Origin of the sequence: Noviherbaspirillum suwonense (assembly GCF_900182955.1) — a bacterium.
Classification (GTDB): domain Bacteria; phylum Pseudomonadota; class Gammaproteobacteria; order Burkholderiales; family Burkholderiaceae_D; genus Noviherbaspirillum_A; species Noviherbaspirillum_A suwonense.
This window is the reverse complement of sequence record NZ_FXUL01000002.1, coordinates 461,638-478,969: the sequence shown is the minus strand read 5'-3', so window position 1 is coordinate 478,969 and position 17,332 is coordinate 461,638. Positions and strand designations below refer to the sequence as shown.

Annotated in this window: 17 protein-coding genes; 11 read left to right on the top strand and 6 right to left on the bottom strand. The window is 58.8% G+C overall.

All coding sequences use genetic code 11. The features are described 5' to 3' along the window. Position 1 precedes the first annotated feature (1 nt). The gene (locus QOL82_RS05335; protein ID WP_430438447.1) at positions 2 to 532 is read left to right on the top strand and encodes an MgtC/SapB family protein; all 531 of its coding nucleotides are present in this window, start codon (positions 2 to 4) and stop codon (positions 530 to 532) included. Here QOL82_RS05335 and QOL82_RS29190 read toward each other — a convergent pair. Next, a complete protein-coding gene (locus QOL82_RS29190) occupies positions 500 to 913 on the bottom strand; it encodes a J domain-containing protein (protein WP_346772283.1) in 414 nt (137 codons plus the stop codon). The two genes, QOL82_RS05335 and QOL82_RS29190, sit on opposite strands and share 33 nt — an antisense overlap. Before the next feature lie 251 nt (positions 914 to 1,164). Between QOL82_RS29190 and QOL82_RS05325 the strand changes: the two genes are divergently transcribed. After that, entirely contained in the window at positions 1,165 to 1,923 is a 759-nt protein-coding gene (locus QOL82_RS05325) for an SDR family oxidoreductase (RefSeq protein WP_283441276.1), read from the top strand. A 5-nt stretch (positions 1,924 to 1,928) separates the two neighbouring features. On the opposite strand, the gene QOL82_RS05320 is transcribed toward QOL82_RS05325, so the two are convergent. After that, positions 1,929 to 2,744, bottom strand: coding sequence for a winged helix-turn-helix domain-containing protein (locus tag QOL82_RS05320; RefSeq protein WP_283441201.1), 816 nt, complete (start codon positions 2,742 to 2,744; stop codon positions 1,929 to 1,931). 281 nt (positions 2,745 to 3,025) lie between these two features. Between QOL82_RS05320 and QOL82_RS05315 the strand changes: the two genes are divergently transcribed. From QOL82_RS05315 to QOL82_RS05280, 8 genes are all read left to right on the top strand, one after another. Continuing rightward, positions 3,026 to 4,981 (top strand): sensor histidine kinase, encoded by a 1,956-nt coding sequence (locus QOL82_RS05315; protein WP_283441200.1) that lies wholly within the window; start codon positions 3,026 to 3,028, stop codon positions 4,979 to 4,981. 36 nt (positions 4,982 to 5,017) lie between these two features. After that, a complete protein-coding gene (locus QOL82_RS05310) occupies positions 5,018 to 5,725 on the top strand; it encodes a response regulator transcription factor (protein ID WP_283441199.1) in 708 nt (235 codons plus the stop codon). 225 nt (positions 5,726 to 5,950) lie between these two features. Further along, positions 5,951 to 6,769, top strand: coding sequence for a winged helix-turn-helix domain-containing protein (locus tag QOL82_RS05305; protein ID WP_283441198.1), 819 nt, complete (start codon positions 5,951 to 5,953; stop codon positions 6,767 to 6,769). Between the two features lie 173 nt (positions 6,770 to 6,942). Next, a complete protein-coding gene (locus tag QOL82_RS05300; protein WP_283441197.1) occupies positions 6,943 to 7,146 on the top strand; it encodes a cold-shock protein in 204 nt (67 codons plus the stop codon). Between the two features lie 357 nt (positions 7,147 to 7,503). Continuing rightward, on the top strand, positions 7,504 to 8,661 hold the full coding sequence (locus QOL82_RS05295) for an ABC transporter substrate-binding protein (protein WP_283441196.1): 1,158 nt from the start codon (positions 7,504 to 7,506) through the stop codon (positions 8,659 to 8,661). 105 nt (positions 8,662 to 8,766) lie between these two features. Next, positions 8,767 to 9,657 (top strand): branched-chain amino acid ABC transporter permease, encoded by an 891-nt coding sequence (locus tag QOL82_RS05290; protein ID WP_283441195.1) that lies wholly within the window; start codon positions 8,767 to 8,769, stop codon positions 9,655 to 9,657. Positions 9,658 to 9,659: 2 nt separating this feature from the next. Then, positions 9,660 to 11,633, top strand: a complete 1,974-nt coding sequence (locus tag QOL82_RS05285) for a branched-chain amino acid ABC transporter ATP-binding protein/permease (protein ID WP_283441194.1) — start codon at positions 9,660 to 9,662, stop codon at positions 11,631 to 11,633. A gap of 2 nt (positions 11,634 to 11,635) precedes the next feature. Beyond that, positions 11,636 to 12,364 carry an ABC transporter ATP-binding protein gene (locus QOL82_RS05280; protein WP_283441193.1) on the top strand — a complete coding sequence of 243 codons (729 nt, stop codon included), beginning with the start codon at positions 11,636 to 11,638 and terminating at the stop codon, positions 12,362 to 12,364. A gap of 481 nt (positions 12,365 to 12,845) precedes the next feature. On the opposite strand, the gene QOL82_RS05275 is transcribed toward QOL82_RS05280, so the two are convergent. Genes QOL82_RS05275 through QOL82_RS05260 form a run of 4 tightly spaced genes read right to left on the bottom strand, consistent with a single transcriptional unit; the run spans position 12,846 to position 15,694 of the window. Next, on the bottom strand, positions 12,846 to 13,757 hold the full coding sequence (locus QOL82_RS05275) for a LysR family transcriptional regulator (protein WP_283441192.1): 912 nt from the start codon (positions 13,755 to 13,757) through the stop codon (positions 12,846 to 12,848). Between the two features lie 5 nt (positions 13,758 to 13,762). Next, the gene (locus QOL82_RS05270) at positions 13,763 to 14,572 is read right to left on the bottom strand and encodes a UDP-2,3-diacylglucosamine diphosphatase (protein WP_283441191.1); all 810 of its coding nucleotides are present in this window, start codon (positions 14,570 to 14,572) and stop codon (positions 13,763 to 13,765) included. Between the two features lie 29 nt (positions 14,573 to 14,601). Then, a complete protein-coding gene (locus QOL82_RS05265; protein WP_283441190.1) occupies positions 14,602 to 15,090 on the bottom strand; it encodes a peptidylprolyl isomerase in 489 nt (162 codons plus the stop codon). Between the two features lie 40 nt (positions 15,091 to 15,130). After that, complete coding sequence (locus tag QOL82_RS05260; protein WP_283441189.1) at positions 15,131 to 15,694, bottom strand: peptidylprolyl isomerase; 564 nt, start codon at positions 15,692 to 15,694, stop codon at positions 15,131 to 15,133. Between the two features lie 255 nt (positions 15,695 to 15,949). Here QOL82_RS05260 and cysS point away from each other — a divergent pair, with 255 nt between their 5' ends. After that, entirely contained in the window at positions 15,950 to 17,329 is a 1,380-nt protein-coding gene (gene cysS / locus QOL82_RS05255) for a cysteine--tRNA ligase (RefSeq protein WP_283441188.1), read from the top strand. Positions 17,330 to 17,332 lie beyond the last annotated feature (3 nt).

Genomic DNA, 17,332 nt, shown 5'->3' with positions numbered 1-17,332 from the left:
GATGGAAAGCTGGATCACGATTCAAAGTGAGTTTTCGGATCTTCCGGCCATTTCGGAAGTAACCCGCCTGTGCCTGCGCCTGCTGATTGCCGTCATACTTGGCGGCATTCTCGGCTACGAACGGGAGCGCACCGGCGCTGCCGCCGGTTTCCGGACGCATATGCTGGTCGCGCTCGGGTCGGCGCTGTTTGTCCTCGTGCCGCTGCAGGCGGGCACCGACATGTCCGATATGAGCCGGGTGCTGCAGGGCGTCATCGCCGGAATCGGTTTTCTCGGCGCCGGCGCGATCATTAAGAGCAGCGATGAGCAGCAGGTCCGCGGCCTGACGACGGCAGCAAGCATCTGGCTCACCGCCGCCGTGGGCATTGCGGCCGGCATGGGACGTGAAGCGACTGCCGTGCTGAGCACCCTGTTTGCGCTGCTTATTCTGATGGCGCTCCGGATTCCCCTCGACAAGGCGGAGCGTCGCCTCAAGTTGAAAGCGGCCGAGGCTGGCTCGTTAGTTAAAAAAGAAGCCGACGACGATAAGTAGCGCGATCAGCAGCCAGAAACAACATTGGACTACGCGCTTCTTTTTTCGGGCCAGGAGCGACTGGACGCCGGCCTGTCCACTGCGCTTTTCTGCCTTGCCCGCTTTCGGCGTTTCCCTTGCCATGTCATCCGGGGACCTGTCAGCCGACTCCATGGCGGCAATCCAGTCGTCATGAACCTTTCGTTTTTCCGGATCCGAAAGCGTCTCGTAGGCAGTGCGAATCAGCAGAAACGTCCTTTGCGCGTTTTCGTTCCCTGGGTTGCGGTCCGGATGAAACTTCTGGCACAGGGTCTTGTATGCCGCGCGAATGACTTCGGGCGGTGCATTGCGCGTGACTTTCAGATTGTCGTAATGGGTATGAATCCGGGGCATCAAGAACATTCCTGCTCAAACGGGAAAATACGGAAAATTGGTCGGACACGCGTTGCCGGCAGCCTGGAAAACCGTTTAAGCTTGGTCCGACACCTTGTTTTCCCTTATCCTAACATTGCTTCGATGACAATGGTTTGTCGGCGCGCCGGTATCCGGTATCCAGGCGAACGAGGATTGCGGGCGCATCCTTCCTGAACATGGGCAAACCTGCGGCCGTGCAATTTCAGTCGACCCTATCAAGAAAAAAGGAAATGGATTCAATGATCACACCAAACAAAGTCGCCCTGGTGACGGGGGCCGGGTCGGGAATAGGCCGCGCGATAGCCATTCAATTGGTCCAGGACGGATTTTCGGTCACGCTCACCGGGCGTCGTCGCGCGGCATTGGAGGAAACGGCGCAGCTGGCAGGCGCCGAAGAGGACAAGGTGCTGATGTTCCCGGCCGACGTCTCTAGTCCCAGGGACGTGGCTGGGCTTTTCGAAGCGACGCATGCGAAATTTCAGCGGCTCGACCTGCTGTTCAATAATGCAGGCATCTTTACGCCGGCAGCGTCGATCGAAGATGTTTCACTGGAGCATTGGCAGGCCGCGCTGAATGTCAATCTGACTGGCGCTTTTCTCTGTACGCAAGAAGCATTCAAACTGATGAAGCGTCAGGAGCCGCGAGGAGGCCGCATCATCAACAATGGCTCGATCTCCGCGCATGTTCCGCGGCCGCGCTCGGCAACATACACAGCGACCAAGCATGCGATGACCGGTTTAACGAAGGTTACTTCGCTCGATGGCAGGCAATACGGCATTGCTTGCGGGCAGATCGATATCGGCAACGCGACGACAGACATGACCGAGAAGATGCAGAAAGGTATCCTCCAGGCGAATGGAAGCGTGATGGTGGAGCCGACCATGGACGTGCGGAATGTCGCCCGCGCCGTGTCCTACATGGCGAGCCTGCCGCTTGACGCCAATGTCCAGTTCATGACGGTCATGGCAACGGACATGCCGTTTATCGGCAGGGGATAGGACCGTTAATGGTGGCCCGACATCAGGCTGCCTGTCGCCGATCTTTCAGATATTGAATGGGGGTCTGGCGTCGCCCTGTTTTTCGTACGCAGTACGTAGCCCTGCTTGTAGACGCTGCCCAGGGTGTAGTGAGATTTCGTGAGCATTTCCAGCTTTAACCTGAGCTGGAAGATGGTTACCCGGATATTGCTCCCCTCAGTGGATTTGCCGCTTGACCTGAACAGCATCACCAGGTCCTTGATGGGAATTACCGTACCCATCTGGTTCAGGAAAAGTTCGGCAAGTGAATATTCCGAGGGCGTCAGGTGGATGCCCCTGCTCTGATACGATAAAACCCGCAAATCGGGAACGAGCGTCAGGGACCCGAAATGCAGCTTGGTTTTCAGGATATTTTTTCGGCGCAGGGACGCAATGACCCGACGCGCCAGGTCGGAGATCAGGAAAGGCGTGCAAATCCAGTCAGCAACGAAATCCGGAAAGTCCGGCGCCTCCGCGAGCACGCCATGGGACCGGAATATCAGCACGATGGGCGACATGACGATGGGAAGGAAGGGCGGATCCTTGATGAAGGTCAGTTCCTTCTTTTCCAGCAACTGGATCTTCTCGATGTACGTAGGTTCCTGGGCATCGATCAGCAGGGCGGAAGGCATGTCGGGATAGCTCAGCAGGTGCTCCGGACGGATGGCCAGGATCTCGATAATTTCCCACTCAAAATGTTCCAGTTGAGTGCTCAATCGGGGAAATGTTGAATTAAGCTTCCCGAGTTGCTCATGGAGCATCGTGAACAAGTCCCTGCCGATGACCTTTAAGGTGATTTTCATGATGCGATCCTGGTTAGCTTGCTTCCTCGATGGAAAGTGTACGTGTGAATCTTTTTGGTTTAGTGCCCTGTTTTAAAGTAACTTTTAACGCACGGTCGATCGATTCTCTATCTGAATCCTCTCAAGTAGCCTACCAATGCTGACATATGCTTACTTTCGAGCATAATTGTAGGGAAAGTATTGGTTGCGATCGCTGAAAATTCTCTGTTAGTATCTGCTCAAGCAGTGCGATACACCCGGGAACTAAGGGTGTTCTCTTCGACTGACCTCATCGAGACAACGTGCGCGGGCTTATCTGCCTGATTTTCATTGCCTTGTTTTCTGCTTTTTTTAACGCAGATGCGAACCCGCTTGTCCTGGATCCAGAAATCCATAAGTTCGACCTTAAAAACCATTTCACCTATTTCCGAGATCCGACTAACCAGTTAAAGATTGACGATGTCATGTCCGGTCCCTTGTATGACGCGTTTTTAAGCCGGGACGGAAACTTGAATTTTGCGATTTCGACCGACACCATCTGGCTGCGTTTGGAAATTCAACGTCCCATCCAGGCAGCGGACGACTGGTGGCTGGAATTGGCGCCGGCTTACATTGGTGAAGCCACGCTCTACCAGGTACACAGCGACAGTGACGGTTCCGTCAGCAGGATCGCGAGCGCGGGGACGGCGTTTCCGCTGTCTAGCCGTGAATTGAAGGCGCGCCACAGCATGTTCAAAATCCATTTCAGCGACCGGGAACCGCTGACTATCTATCTAAGCTTGCGGTCGACCAGCCAGTTGAATGTACGCGGCTATCTTTGGGAGCCGGCATTTTATGCAGAGGAAAGCGCATCTGAAAATTTGCTGCTGGGGATGTATTACGGCGTCTTTGTCGTAATTCTTGTCCTCTGCATGGTCCGCTGGTGCATTAATGGTAGTTCGCTCGATTTCTGGTGGCTGGTATATCTGGTTGCGGAAGCATTCGTGATTCTTCGCACGAACGGCCTGGCTTCCCGATATTTTTTTCCAGAATCCGTCCGGATCAACAGCGTAGTGGGAATCACGGCGCTAAGCGTGATGATGTGGGCAGGCGCCCGTTTCGGCATTCACGCATTCGAGTTAAACAAAAATGAGCAAAGGTATTTCTACCATGCGGCATCCTGTGTCGGCACGCTGGCTTTAATTGCGGGTGTTGCACGGTTGCTTGATCTGGAACCTGCGTCAACCATCATTGCATTTTCAATGGCATTCATTCTAAGTCTTCTTAATTGCGTTTGTTCCTGGCGGTTTCTAAGAAGTGGAAAGCCCGGCGCCTGGTTTTACGTTTCCGCCATCTGGTTCATGACTATCTGTGTCGGACTTGTGGTCGCAAGAAATTTTGGCTTTATTCAAAACTACCAGTTTATCGATTATGTTTGGCAATCTAACTTGATCATTCATGCCGGGTTGATCAGTTTCGGCATGATTTTGACTCATCGTGAGACCGAGAATGAGAAAATCAAGGCAGTGGAGTTGCAGAATGTCGCCAAGATGAATTTAAAATCGAGTGCACTGCAAAAGCGCATGGTTGCTCTGGTTTCTCATGAATTCAGAAATCTTCTGACTGTCCTCAGTGTTTCAATGCATGCAATAAATAAGCGCGGGGATCTTCCGGCAGAGATCGCGGAGCGGCACAAGAACATCGGGCGTATCCACTATGAGATGCGAAGGGTGATCGATAATTTCCTGCTTGAAGAAAGAATCGAAAACGCGGATATTAAAGTTTCATATCGTTGCACGAATGTCGGCGAACTGGTTAAAGACGTGATCAGGGTCGCCGAAATGCATGCAGACTCTCATCTGATTTCGTTCAGCCTTGCTGAACTCCCGCAGGACCTTTGGGTGGATGACGGCATACTCAGGCTGATCCTCACCAATTTGCTGGACAATGCTGTGAAGTATTCCGCCCCGGGCAGCAGGGTTTTTCTTGACGGTAAATATGGAAATGGCATGTTACAGATGTCTGTGTCGGACAATGGTATTGGAATGAATCCAGAATCGATTTCGCGCCTGTTCGAACCCCATTTCAAGGCCGATTCGAACAGCGAAGGAATGGGAATCGGTTTATATATGGTCCGAATGATGCTGCATGCACATGATGGCGATATGCGGGTAAAAAGCGATGTTGGAAGCGGGAGCACGCTCGACTTCTGGTTGAGAGTCAAAATGACAGAAGAAATACCTTTCCAGTCGACTGCTGCGGTGCGCGTCGGGCAATAGCAGGCGACCCGTCGAGCTGCAATCTCTTTGCCAGATATGGAAAAAATGATACGTGTAATCCTCGTAGAAGACCACACACTTCTCAGAAATGAAATCGTCAGCAGTTTATGTGCTGAGGGATTCGAGGCCGTTGGCGTTGGAAATAGCACCGATTTGTTTTTGGAGCTGTTGCAAAAACCTTGCGACGTTATCGTCATGGATATTGGACTGCCCGGCGATAACGGGATGGCGATATTGCAGCAGCTTAGGTCACTTAAAGGGCAGCGGGAACTCGGGATCATCATGCTGACCGGCCGGCCAGATATGGGCTGCCGCATCGAGTGCCTGGCGGGCGGCGCAGATGCGTTTCTCATCAAGCCAGTTGAAATCGACGAATTGGTAGCCTACATCCACAATGTCTACCGGCGTATACATTCCGAAAGCAATCATTTCAGTTCACTCAAATGGCAGTTTCAATATCGTGAATGGCGCCTTATTTGTCCGTCGGGAGCAGTCGTCGAACTCAGTCATCTGGAATCGGAATTCCTGAGAATCCTGGTTGAAAATGCTGGAAATCCGGTAAGGCGCCGGGACATTATCGGCGTCGCATTTCGAAAAGATCCGATTGCGTACGACAATCGCAGGATGGAAGCGATCGTAAGTCGCTTGCGGCGCAAGATCCATTCCCAGTATCCACTGTCGCAGCCGATAAAATCCGTGCATTCCGTTGGCTATGTATTTACCGATAGCGTAAGGACGCTTTAATGTGCCGATTCGGCATTTGATTGCGCGGCGCCCAGCGTAACCCCACGGGTGACGGGAACAACAATTCCATTCGCTGATGCCGGCGTATGAACCGTTTCCCGCCGCAGGGAACTTCTTCTACCGTTAATGAAACACAGACTCCCTCCCGCATCGCACATGCTCGGGGCTGCAGGTGGCACGTGACCACCCAACGATAAGAATTTGTGTTTCATGGAGAAACGGGAAATGCAGTTTGAACTGGTAGTGATAGGCGAGCGTCTTTTTACGACGCTTTCAGACAAGGCAGACGAGTTCGAGGAGGCAATGCGGCACCTGTGTCGCCACACGGACGCCGTGGTGCCGACCTTGATCAAGATGGATCATCGGCCACAGTTTAATGACCTGCTTCTGCAGGACAACGTCATCAGGGTGCTGCTGGTCGAAGCGCGTGACCTGAGCATCGTCGAAATCATACAAGCGATGGAAAGAAAGGAACTTGCATTCCTGAACCATCCGGGCACCAGCCTCCCGCGCCTGGCGCCCCTGATCGCGGTATTCGATACGCCCGCGGTTCTCGCAGACGTAAGGGATCTTCCCGAACTCATCTCGGACTGGACTTTTCTGCCGTTCGATCCCAGCGAGCTCGCGAGAAGAATCCACGCCACGCTCAAGCGCAAGAACATTCTGAAAACCAAGATTCGGTATGGGGCGCTATCAGTGGTGTCGGAAACCCGGACGATGATATTTTTCGGCAATACCATGCAGTTGACACGGTCGGAATGCGCTCTGGCAGAACTGTTCCTTAATCAGATGGGCACGGTGATTCCGCTTGCGGACCTGGCGCTGTTGTTCAAGTCGACCGGCAAATCGACCACGGGGAGCAATATCCGGGTGACGGTTTTCCAACTGCGCCTGAAGCTCGAGATGCTGACGAAGGGTCAGTACACCGTGATGAGCGTGTACAAGCAGGGATATTGCCTGAAGCAGAAGACCCGTTCCACGATCAAGGAAATCTCCGACAATCTGGATGCGCGGTACCGGGGGAGTGCAAGATTCGTGAGTTGAACCGGCTGAATCCTGACTTTCTGATTTTCTTCAACCCCAATCTTGTTTGTACCGTATAATGCGGGCTATCGTTGAGATTCGAGCTAGTAGTGGTGCAGTATCAGTCTGTCATTCCTTACTTGGTTGAAACGATCTAACGGGGAAACCCAACTTAACTGAAATAGGAAATTGTAATGGCAACTGGTATCGTAAAGTGGTTCAATGATTCGAAGGGTTTTGGCTTCATTACCCCGGACGAAGGTGGCGAAGATCTGTTTGCGCACTTCTCCGCAATCCAGTCGAACGGCTTCAAGTCGCTCCAAGAAAATCAGCGCGTCTCGTTCGAAGTGACCACTGGCCCTAAGGGCAAACAAGCATCGAACATTCGTCCAGAATAATCGAGCACAGCTTTCTGAAAACCCCGGCTTTTGCCGGGGTTTTTTTTTGCGGCAATCTATTGGGCGGTGGTCGATGAGCTTGCTCACCAATCGGTCGCAACTGAAGCAGTTGTTTCCGCCTCGTGCATCCTGGCGCTTGAATTTCGGACAATGTACGGAACTGCGAAGCAAAAACTGTCGCTAACACGCCTACAGTGGTTGTTTCCTGTTTGGAAATATGCCGTTGCTTAAGTTAGAGTTCACTCCGTACTATTACATATTGCCGGGAACGTAACTGTCTCTTACACTCGCGTTGGGACAGGGTAATTGTTCACCGGAAGCCCGCAGCACCTATAACTTTAAACATACGAGGAAGACATGAATATCAAGACCAAATCCCTGATCGCAACGGCTCTGCTTGGCTGGTCGCTTGCAGGTATCGCGGCAGAGCCGATCAAAATCGGGGTCACCGGCCCATTCACCGGCGGCTCGGCCCCGATGGGTGTGTCGATGCGCGATGGCGTGAAGCTGGCTGTTACCGAGATCAATGCGCAAGGCGGCGTGCTTGGCCGCAAGATCGAGCTGGTTGAGCGTGATGACGAAGCGAAGAACGAGCGTGGCGTTCAGGTCGCGCAGGAGCTGATCAACAAGGAGAAGGTCGTCGCCACCGTGGGTTTCATCAACACGGGCGTCGCGCTTGCTTCCCAGCGTTTCTATCAGGAAGCGAAAATCCCGGTCATCAACAACGTTGCAACCGGCACCGTGATCACCAAGCAGTTCGCCGACCAGCCTGAGAACTATGTATTCCGTACTTCCGCAAATGACGCGATCCAGTCGTCGATGATCGTCGAAGAAGCGATCACCAAGCGCAAGATGAAAAAGGTGGCGATCCTGGCGGACTCGACCAACTACGGTCAGCTCGGACGCGAGGACCTGGAAAAGGCGCTCGACAAGAAAGGCATCAAGGCGGTCGCCGTCGAGAAGTACAACATCAAGGACGTCGACATGACGCCGCAGCTGCTCAAGGCGAAGCAGGCTGGCGCGGAGGCTGTGCTGACCTACGGCATCGGCCCGGAACTGGCGCAGATCGCCAACGGCATGGAAAAGCTGAACTGGAAAGTGCCGATGATCGGAAGCTGGACGCTGTCGATGGGCAACTTCATCGACAACGCCGGCAAGAATGGCGACGGCACCCTGATGCCGCAGACCTTCATCCAGGATCCGAACACGCCCAAGCGCAAGACCTTCATCGAGACTTACGTGAAGACCTACAAACCCGCTGGCGACCGCATGCCTTCGCCAGTGTCGGCTGCGCAGGGTTACGACTCGATCTACCTGCTGGCTGCCGCATTCAAGCAGGCGGGCGGCACCGAGGGTCCGAAGGTTCGCGCTGCGCTTGAGAACCTGAATGAAAAAGTGGATGGCGTGGTGACGACCTACAGCAAGCCGTTCACCAAGGACGACCACGAAGCAATCAAGAGCACCATCCCGGTGTTTGGTGAGGTCAAGGGCGGTCGCGTCGTTTTGGCCAAGTAAAACGGTCCGGCACCGGCTGCTGCGGCGGCCGGCGACAAATACTTGACAAGGCCTGCCCGTGCTGTGCACGGGCTGGCCTTTTTATTACGACCCTTGGACAACATCATGGACATACTGCTGCAACTCGTTTTTAGCGGCATCGCGCTAGGCATGATCTACGCGGTGATCGCATTCGGCTACCAACTTACTTTCGCCACGTCGGGCACGCTTAATTTCGGACAGGGCGAGGCGCTGATGCTCGGTGCGCTGGTCGGGCTCTCGGTCGTCGGCAATATTCACGGCGGCCCGTATCTCAATTACTGGATCATGATCCCGATCGTGATCGTCTTCGGCGCACTGCAAGGCATGTTCGTGGAATGGATAGGCGTGCGGCCTGCCATCAAGATCAAGTCGGAATTCGGCTGGATCATGTCCACGATCGCGCTGGCCATCATTTTCAAGAACGTTGCGGAAAACATCTGGGGCAAGGACGACCTGACCTTCCCATCGCCATTGCCGGCCACGCCGTTCCAGGTGCTGGGCGCCAATGTGCAGCCGATGCAGGTTGTCGTGGTGCTCGGCGCACTGGCGATGATGCTGGCCGTCGAACTGTTCAACCGCAAGTCGATTTATGGCAAGGCGGTCGTCGCCACCTCGAACGACCGCGATGCCGCCGGCCTGATGGGCATCAACACCAGCATGGTCATCACCTTTTCGTATGCGCTGTCGTCCGCCACCGCGGCGTTCGCCGGCGTGCTCGTCGCACCGCTGACGCTGACCGGCGCAACCATGGGCACCGCGCTTGGCCTGAAGGCGTTTGCAGTGGCGATCATCGGCGGCCTGACGTCCGGCATGGGCGCGATCGTCGGCGGCCTGATCCTGGGCATTGCCGAGACGCTGACCGGCTTCTATATCTCGACCGGCTACAAGGAAGTGCCTGGCCTGTTGCTGCTGTTGCTGGTGCTGGCGGTCAAACCGGCCGGCCTGTTCGGCAAATCCGCGATCAAGAAGGTGTGACCATGAAAGCCAAATCCCTGCTCCTTTACGTGATTGGCATTGCGGCGCTGGCGCTGTTTCCCCTTGTCTTTCACAACCCGTATTACATCCACCTCGCCGAAACCATCCTCATCTACGCGATCCTGCTGTTCGGCCTCGATATCGTGGTCGGCTATACCGGGCAGGTGTCGCTGGGCCACGCCGGCTTGTTCGGCATCGGCTCGTACACCACCGGCGTGCTGGTCTTCAAGCTGGGCGTGCCATTCTTTGTCGCGCTGCCCGCCAGCCTGGTCGTAACCGCCGTGTTCGGCGCAGTGCTGGCGCTGCCGGCCCTCCGGGTGACCGGGCCTTACCTGGCGATGGTGACGCTGGCCTTCGGCACGATCATCCAGATCCTGATCAACGAGATGACCTTCCTGACCGAGGGGCCGCTGGGCATCAAGATCTCGAAGCCGTCGTTCTTCGGTCACAAGCTGGGCGAGGTCGAGTTTTTTTACCTGGTCGCCGTGATCATGGTGGTGTCGCTGATCGTCGTCCACCGCATCCTGAAGTCGCACCTCGGCCGCGCCTTCCAGGCGCTGCGCGACAGCCCGATCGCTTCCGACTGCATGGGCGTTTCGGTCTACCGCTACAAGGTCTATGCGTTCGTCATCAGCGCCGCGCTTGCCGGCGTGGCGGGCAGCCTGTACGCGTATTCGGAAGAATACATCTCGCCCAACACCTACAACTTCGAGCTGACCATCCTGTTCCTGCTGGCGGTCATCATGGGCGGCCGCAAGACGCGCAGCGGCGCACTGCTGGGCGCGATGATCGTGGTGATGCTGCCGAGCTTCCTGGCCGATATCGCGCTGTTTCGCCAGATCGCCACTGCGGCTGCCGCGATCACGGTGATCGCATCGGTGGTGCTGGTCGTGATGAAGCGGCGCACTCCGCGCGACGTGATGGTGCCTTTCCTTGGCACGGTCGGCATGGCTATCTTCTCGTACCGGCTCGAAAATATCGTCGACTGGCGCCTGACCGTCTTCGGCCTGATGACGCTGTTCGTCGTCTACTACCTGCAGGACGGCATCGTCGGATTCCTGCGCGGCCTGATGGGACGAAAAGGTCCGCATCTGACCACGTCGGTGAAAGTGGCCGACGAGACGCGCGCCTGGGCCGCACCGGCATCCGCCAATGCGGCCGCCGGCGACCTGCTGCAAGCCAAGCAGGTGCTGATGCAGTTTGGCGGCCTGAAGGCGCTGAACCGGGTCGACCTCAATATCGCGCGCGGCTCGGTGCATGGCCTGATCGGCCCGAACGGGTCGGGCAAGAGCACGATGATGAATGTGCTGACCGGCATCTACAAGCCAACCGACGGCGGGGTGGAGTTCAACGGCCGCGTCATTTCGGGTTCGACACCGTCGGCCATTGCGCTCGGCGGCGTCGCGCGGACGTTCCAGAACGTGCAGCTGTTCGGTGAAATGACGGCGACCGAGAACGTCCTGGTCGGCCTGCATCACACCTTCCAGAGCAATGTGCTGGATGTGATGCTGCATACGCCGCGCTATCGCCGCGAAGAGCGTGACGCGCTGGAGCGTGCGGCCGCCATCCTCGAATTCGTCGGCCTGTCGTCCCTGGCCGACGAGGAGGCGCGCAATCTGCCCTATGGCAAGCAGCGCTTGCTCGAGATCGGCCGGGCGCTGGGCCTGAATCCGGCGCTGCTGCTGCTCGACGAACCGGCCGCGGGACTGACCGCGCCGGATATCGTGGAACTGGTGGCGATCATCCGCAAGATCCGGCAGCACGGCATCACCATCATCCTGATCGAGCATCACATGGACGTGGTCATGTCGATTTCCGACACCGTCACCGTGCTGGACTTCGGCCAGAAAATCGCCGAAGGCAAGCCGGCGGCCGTGCAGGCCGACCCGAAAGTCATCGAAGCCTACCTCGGCGGCAGCGTCGCCGAGCAGGAGCCGCCAGTCGGCGGCGCCGAGCCCACACTTGCAAGGAGCTGAACATGCTTACCATATCGAACCTGCATGCGGCCTACGGCAAGGTGGAAGTGCTGCATGGCATTTCGCTGGACGTGCCCAAGGGAAAGGTCGTTACGCTGATCGGCTCCAACGGCGCCGGCAAGACCACGACCATGCGCGCGATCTCGGGGATGATCAAACCGAAATCCGGGAGCGTCACCCTCGCCGGCAAGGACGTGACCGGGCTGGACTCGCACCGGATCGCCCGCGCCGGACTCGCGCATTCCCCGGAAGGGCGGCGGGTCTTCTCCACGATGAGCGTGACCGACAACCTGTTGCTGGGAGCGTTTCCGCGTTTTACCGGCGCGCGCGCCAAGGGAAACATCAGCCAGGACCTCGAGCGTGCGCTGGAGCTGTTCCCGCGGCTGAAGGAGCGCCAGCACCAGCTGGCAGGCACCCTGTCGGGCGGCGAGCAGCAGATGCTGGCGATGGCGCGGGCGGTCATGCTGAACCCGGAAGTCGTGCTGCTCGACGAGCCGTCGATGGGCCTCGCGCCCATCCTGGTCGACGAGGTCTTCCGGATCATTTCCCGCCTGAAGGCCGAAGGCGTGACGATGCTGCTGGTGGAGCAGTTCGCCGCTGCCGCGCTGAACGTCGCGGATTATGGCTATGTGCTGGAAAACGGCCGGATCTCGCTACACGGGCCGGCCGAAAGCCTGAAGAACGACCCGGCCGTGCGCGCTGCCTACCTGGGCGGCGGACAGTCGCACTAGCGGCGACTGGCGCCGGTACCGAGCATGCGGACGCGAATTCGGCGCCGCATGCCGGTCACGGCTCCGGCGCGGCAGCGTATCGCGAAATGATGCGCTGCCGCTTGTCGGAGTCTTGGATCACAACTCTTCGGCTTTTGGGCCTGCTGTCCGGCACCGGCTGCCTCATGCCAATCCCGGTTTGTAGGGTGCGATGAAAATCCGTAGGGTGTAATAAGCGCAAGCGCATTACACCATTGCTTGCGGACGGGCGATGGTGGTTGATTGGCGAGTTATGTGATGCGCTGCGCTTATTACACCCTACGAGGCTACGAGCCACGGTGACAAATCGGAACCATCGATCCCGCCCGGCACGCCATGACGTGGGATGGGTACGAGGCCGGCGCCCGCACGAATCCCCAAACTTTGCCCCAGCTACTACGAGCACCAGCTCAGTCCCAGCCCAGCCCGCGCCAACGCAACCTCAAACCGCGCCAACGCAGCCTCAAACCGCGCTGTGTCGCCAGTAATCCGGCCGCGCATAGGCGCGCCGCAGGAATTCGACGAACGCGCGTATCCGCAGCGGCAGGTGCTGGCGCTGTGCGAACACCGCGTAGATCGCATTGTCCGGTGCCGAAAATTCGTCCAGCACCGTAACCAGTTGCCCGGCTTCGATCGCTGCGCCCACTTCCCACATCGAACGCCACGCCAGCCCCTTGCCGGACAGCGCCCAGTCGTGCAGCACCGCGCCGTCATTGCAGCCCATGTTCCCCGATACCTTCAGCGTCACGTTCCGGCCGTTCTGGCGGAATGCCCAGCCGCGCTGGCTGCCTTCGCTGCTGATGGGCAGGCAATTGTGGGAGGCTAGGTCGTCCAGCGACTCGGGCGTTCCATGCCGCTGCAGATAGGCAGGCGACGCCACCACGACGCGCTGGTTGTCCGCCAGCTTGACCCCGACCAGACCCGAGTCGGTCAGCGAGGCGATGCGGATGGCGACATCGACGCCTTCGCCGATCAGGTCGACCACCCGGTCGTTCAGGTTCAGCGTCAGCGTCACGCCCCGGTGTTCGGCCAGGAAGGAGGGCAGCAGCGGGGCCACGTGCTGGCGGCCGAAACCGGCCGGCGCGGAGATCGACAGGTGGCCGCTAGCCGCGGCGCTGCGCTCGGCCACCGAGGCTTCCGCGTTCTCAAGGTCGGCCAGTATGCGCTGGCAGTTTTCGAGGAACGCGGTGCCCTCGTGCGTCAGCGCGATCTTGCGGGTGGTGCGCTGCAGCAGCTTGACGCCGAGGCGGGCTTCCAGCGCGTCCAGGCGCCGGCTGATCATCCCCGGGGCGACGCCTTCGGCCCGGGCCGCCGCCGACAGGCTGCCCTTGCCGACCACGTCGACGAAGGTGGAGATCTGCTTGAACTGGTCCATCGACGCTAGCGGCCGGCCGCCGTTTCGGGAAGCAGGGCGCCGGCGGCATCATGCCGGTGTATCGCGCCGCCGGCATCCACCGCCAGCCATCCGCCGCGTGGCGGAACGGCGTCGCCGTCCCAGTCTGGCAGCACGTAGCGCAGCAGCGGGCCGTGCCGATGGATTGCCGGGCGGTGCGTATGGCCATGGATCAGCACGCTGGCGCCGCTCCCGGCAAACACCGCGGCGATCGCGTCCGGGTTCACGTCCATGATGTCCATGGTCTTGGTCCGCTGCGCATCCCGGCTGCCGGCGCGCATGCCGTCGATGATGGCCTTGCGCTCGGCCAGCGGCTGGGCAAGGAATGCCTTCTGCCATTGCGGGTCGCGCACCTGCCGGCGGAAGGCCTGGTAATCGTGGTCGTCGGTGCACTGCGCATCGCCATGCGCCAGCACCATCGGGATGTTGGCGATCCGGGCGACATGCGGATCGCTCAGCCGTACCATCCCGGCGGCGCGCGCGAAGCCTTCGCCGACCAGGAAGTCGCGGTTGCCGGCCATCCAGAATAGCTGCACCCCGGCGCTGCTGGTCGCATGCAGCGCGTCGACGATGGTGCGTACATAGGGCGTGTCGATATCGTCATCGCCTGCCCAGTATTCGAAAAGGTCGCCGAGCAGGTAAAGCTGGCGCGCCTGCACGGCGTGCTGTGCCAGAAACGCAAGGAAGAGGGCGGTCGTGGCCGGCGAATTTTCCTGCAGGTGCAGGTCAGAAACAAACAGCGCGACCGTCTCGGGTCGCGCTGCGGATGCCGACGCGATGGCGTCGGGCGGATTCATTTTTTGCATCCTCTGTCGGTCGTGGGACGTTAGACCACTTCCGCTTTTTCGATGATGACGTCGTCGGCAGGCACGTCGGCGAACATGCCGGTGCGCGTGGTCTTCACCGCGCGGATCTTGTCGACCACATCCTGGCCTTCGATGACCTTGCCGAATACGCAATAGCCCCAGCCGTCCTGGCCCGGATAGTCCAGGAAGGAATTGTTCTTGACGTTGATAAAGAACTGCGCCGACGCCGAATGCGGGTCCGAGGTGCGGGCCATCGCAACGGTGTAGGGCTCGTTCTTCAGGCCATTCTTGGCTTCGTTCTCGACCGTCGCATTGGTCGGCTTCTGCTTCATGCCTGGCTCGAAACCGCCGCCCTGGACCATGAAGCCATCGATCACGCGATGGAAGATGGTGCCGTTGTAATGGCCGGCGTTGACGTAGGCGAGGAAGTTCTCGACGGTCTTGGGCGCCTTGTCGGCATACAGGTCGAGCTTGATGTCGCCGTGGTTGGTGGTGAGTAGAACAGCCATGATGATTCCTTGATGAGTGGTGAGAAGAGGGTGCGTGGGCTTACTTGACGAGGCTGGCGGATTCGATCACGACCGGCTTGGCCGGCACGTCGCCCGGACCGGTCTGGACATCCTTGATCTTGTCGACGACCTCTGTGCCCTTGACGACTTTCCCGAAGACGGCATAGCCGGCGCCGTCCTGGCCGGGGTAGTTCAGGAAGCCATTGTTCTTGACGTTGATGAAGAATTGCGCGGTGGCCGAATTGGGGTTGGACGTGCGCGCCATGGCGACTGAATACGGCTCGTTCTTCAGGCCGTTCGACGCTTCGTTCTCGATCGGCGGGTTGGTCGGCTTCTGCTTCATCGAAGCGTCGAAGCCGCCGCCCTGGATCATGAAGCTGCCGATCACGCGGTGGAAAATGGTGCCGTTATAGTGGCCGCTTTTCACGTACTGCAGGAAATTGGCGACGCTCTTGGGCGCTTTTTCCTGGTTCAGCTCGAGCGTGATGTCGCCCATGCTGGTCTTGAGCAGGACCTGCGGCGCGTCCGCTGCGGCGGCGCTGCCGGCCGAGCCCAGCGCCAGTGTCGCCGTGAGTATGAGTAGGGAACGGCGCTTACCTTGCATCTGTTATTCCTTGTGCTTGTCTTCGTGGCTGGAGCCTGTTCCGGGGCGGCGGCGGGGGCCGGAAACCCTGCCGGAACGGCATTTCATCGGTGCTATACTGCCGCGCAAAGCAGCATTTTATCAAAATAAGCGTCGGACCAATGACTGTGGCTCGCCCGGGTTGCGCTGATGCATGGCCGACGTGGCAACGCCCCAGCGCCTCAGCGCCTCCGCGCGCCACCGCAGGCCTGACGCCGTAACAGAACCCATCCATTCATGACCGCACTGAAGATCTACAACACCCTCGCGCGCGAGAAACAGGCATTTACCCCGATCGAACCCGGCAAGGTCCGCATGTACGTTTGCGGCATGACGGTCTATGACTATTGTCATCTCGGACATGCGCGGGTGATGGTGGTGTTCGACATGGTCCAGCGCTGGCTGCGGGCGCAGGGTCTGGACGTGACCTACGTGCGCAACATCACCGACATCGACGACAAGATCATCAAGCGCGCGGTGGAAAACAATGAAACCATCGCCGAACTGACCGGCCGCTTCATCGCGGCGATGAACGAGGATGCCGCCGCGCTCGGCGTGCAGCGGCCCGACTTCGAGCCGCGCGCGACAGACCATGTGCCGCAGATGCTGGCCCTCATCGGCCGGCTCGAAAAAAACGGGCTCGCGTACAAGGCGGACGACGGCGACGTCAATTACGCGGTGCGCCATTTTGAAGGCTACGGCAAGCTCTCCGGCAAGTCGCTCGACGACCTGCGCGCAGGGGAGCGGGTCGACGTCAACAGCGGCAAGCGCGACCCGCTCGATTTCGTGCTGTGGAAGTCCTCGCGCGAGTCGGAACCCGAATCGGTGAAATGGGCGTCGCCCTGGGGCCGCGGCCGGCCCGGCTGGCATATCGAATGCTCGGCGATGGCCTGCGAGTTGCTAGGTGAGCATTTCGACATCCACGGCGGCGGCCAGGACCTGCAGTTTCCGCATCACGAGAACGAGATCGCCCAGTCGGAGGGCGCCAGCGGCCGCACCTTCGTCAATTACTGGATGCACAACGGCTTCGTCCGCGTCGACAATGAAAAGATGTCCAAGTCCCTGGGCAACTTCTTCACCATCCGCGAAGTGCTGCAGAGCTTCGACGCCGAAGTGGTGCGCTTCTTCATCCTGCGCGCGCATTACCGCAGCCAGCTCAATTATTCCGATGCCCACCTGGCCGATGCGCGCAGCGCGCTGACCAGGCTCTACACCGCGCTGAAGGAAGTCGCGCCCGACGACGAGGCGCTGGACTGGACCGAGGCCCATGCGGCCCGGTTCGCCGAGGCGATGAATGACGATTTCAACACGCCGGGCGCGGTTGCGCTGCTGTTCGATCTCGCCAATGAAGTCAACAAGACGCGTTCGGCCGCGCTTGCCAGGCAGCTCAAGTCGCTGGCGGCCCTGATCGGCTTGCTCGAGCGTGCGCCGCAGGCATTCCTGCAGGGCGGCGACGAAGGCGACGATGCGAAAGTCCAGTCGCAGATCGACGCCCGGGCCGCGGCCAAGAAGGCGCGCGATTTTGCCGAGGCCGACCGCATCCGCGCCGCGCTGCTGGCCGATGGCGTCATCCTCGAGGACAAGCCGGGCGGCGTCACCGAATGGCGGAGGGCGTAACCG

Excerpts from the sequence above, each read along its gene's own strand:
- QOL82_RS05305 (WP_283441198.1), top strand. The coding sequence starts at position 5,951 with ATGCAGTTTGAACTGGTAGTGATAGGCGAGCGTCTTTTTACGACGCTT.
- QOL82_RS05270 (WP_283441191.1), bottom strand. The coding sequence starts at position 14,572 with ATGAATCCGCCCGACGCCATCGCGTCGGCATCCGCAGCGCGACCCGAG.
- QOL82_RS05295 (WP_283441196.1), top strand. The coding sequence starts at position 7,504 with ATGAATATCAAGACCAAATCCCTGATCGCAACGGCTCTGCTTGGCTGG.
- QOL82_RS05260 (WP_283441189.1), bottom strand. The coding sequence starts at position 15,694 with ATGCAAGGTAAGCGCCGTTCCCTACTCATACTCACGGCGACACTGGCG.
- QOL82_RS29190 (WP_346772283.1), bottom strand. The coding sequence starts at position 913 with ATGTTCTTGATGCCCCGGATTCATACCCATTACGACAATCTGAAAGTC.
- QOL82_RS05335 (WP_430438447.1), top strand. The coding sequence starts at position 2 with ATGGAAAGCTGGATCACGATTCAAAGTGAGTTTTCGGATCTTCCGGCC.
- QOL82_RS05285 (WP_283441194.1), top strand. The coding sequence starts at position 9,660 with ATGAAAGCCAAATCCCTGCTCCTTTACGTGATTGGCATTGCGGCGCTG.
- QOL82_RS05300 (WP_283441197.1), top strand. The coding sequence starts at position 6,943 with ATGGCAACTGGTATCGTAAAGTGGTTCAATGATTCGAAGGGTTTTGGC.
- QOL82_RS05275 (WP_283441192.1), bottom strand. The coding sequence starts at position 13,757 with ATGGACCAGTTCAAGCAGATCTCCACCTTCGTCGACGTGGTCGGCAAG.
- cysS (WP_283441188.1), top strand. The coding sequence starts at position 15,950 with ATGACCGCACTGAAGATCTACAACACCCTCGCGCGCGAGAAACAGGCA.
- QOL82_RS05290 (WP_283441195.1), top strand. The coding sequence starts at position 8,767 with ATGGACATACTGCTGCAACTCGTTTTTAGCGGCATCGCGCTAGGCATG.
- QOL82_RS05320 (WP_283441201.1), bottom strand. The coding sequence starts at position 2,744 with ATGAAAATCACCTTAAAGGTCATCGGCAGGGACTTGTTCACGATGCTC.
- QOL82_RS05310 (WP_283441199.1), top strand. The coding sequence starts at position 5,018 with ATGGAAAAAATGATACGTGTAATCCTCGTAGAAGACCACACACTTCTC.
- QOL82_RS05325 (WP_283441276.1), top strand. The coding sequence starts at position 1,165 with ATGATCACACCAAACAAAGTCGCCCTGGTGACGGGGGCCGGGTCGGGA.
- QOL82_RS05280 (WP_283441193.1), top strand. The coding sequence starts at position 11,636 with ATGCTTACCATATCGAACCTGCATGCGGCCTACGGCAAGGTGGAAGTG.
- QOL82_RS05265 (WP_283441190.1), bottom strand. The coding sequence starts at position 15,090 with ATGGCTGTTCTACTCACCACCAACCACGGCGACATCAAGCTCGACCTG.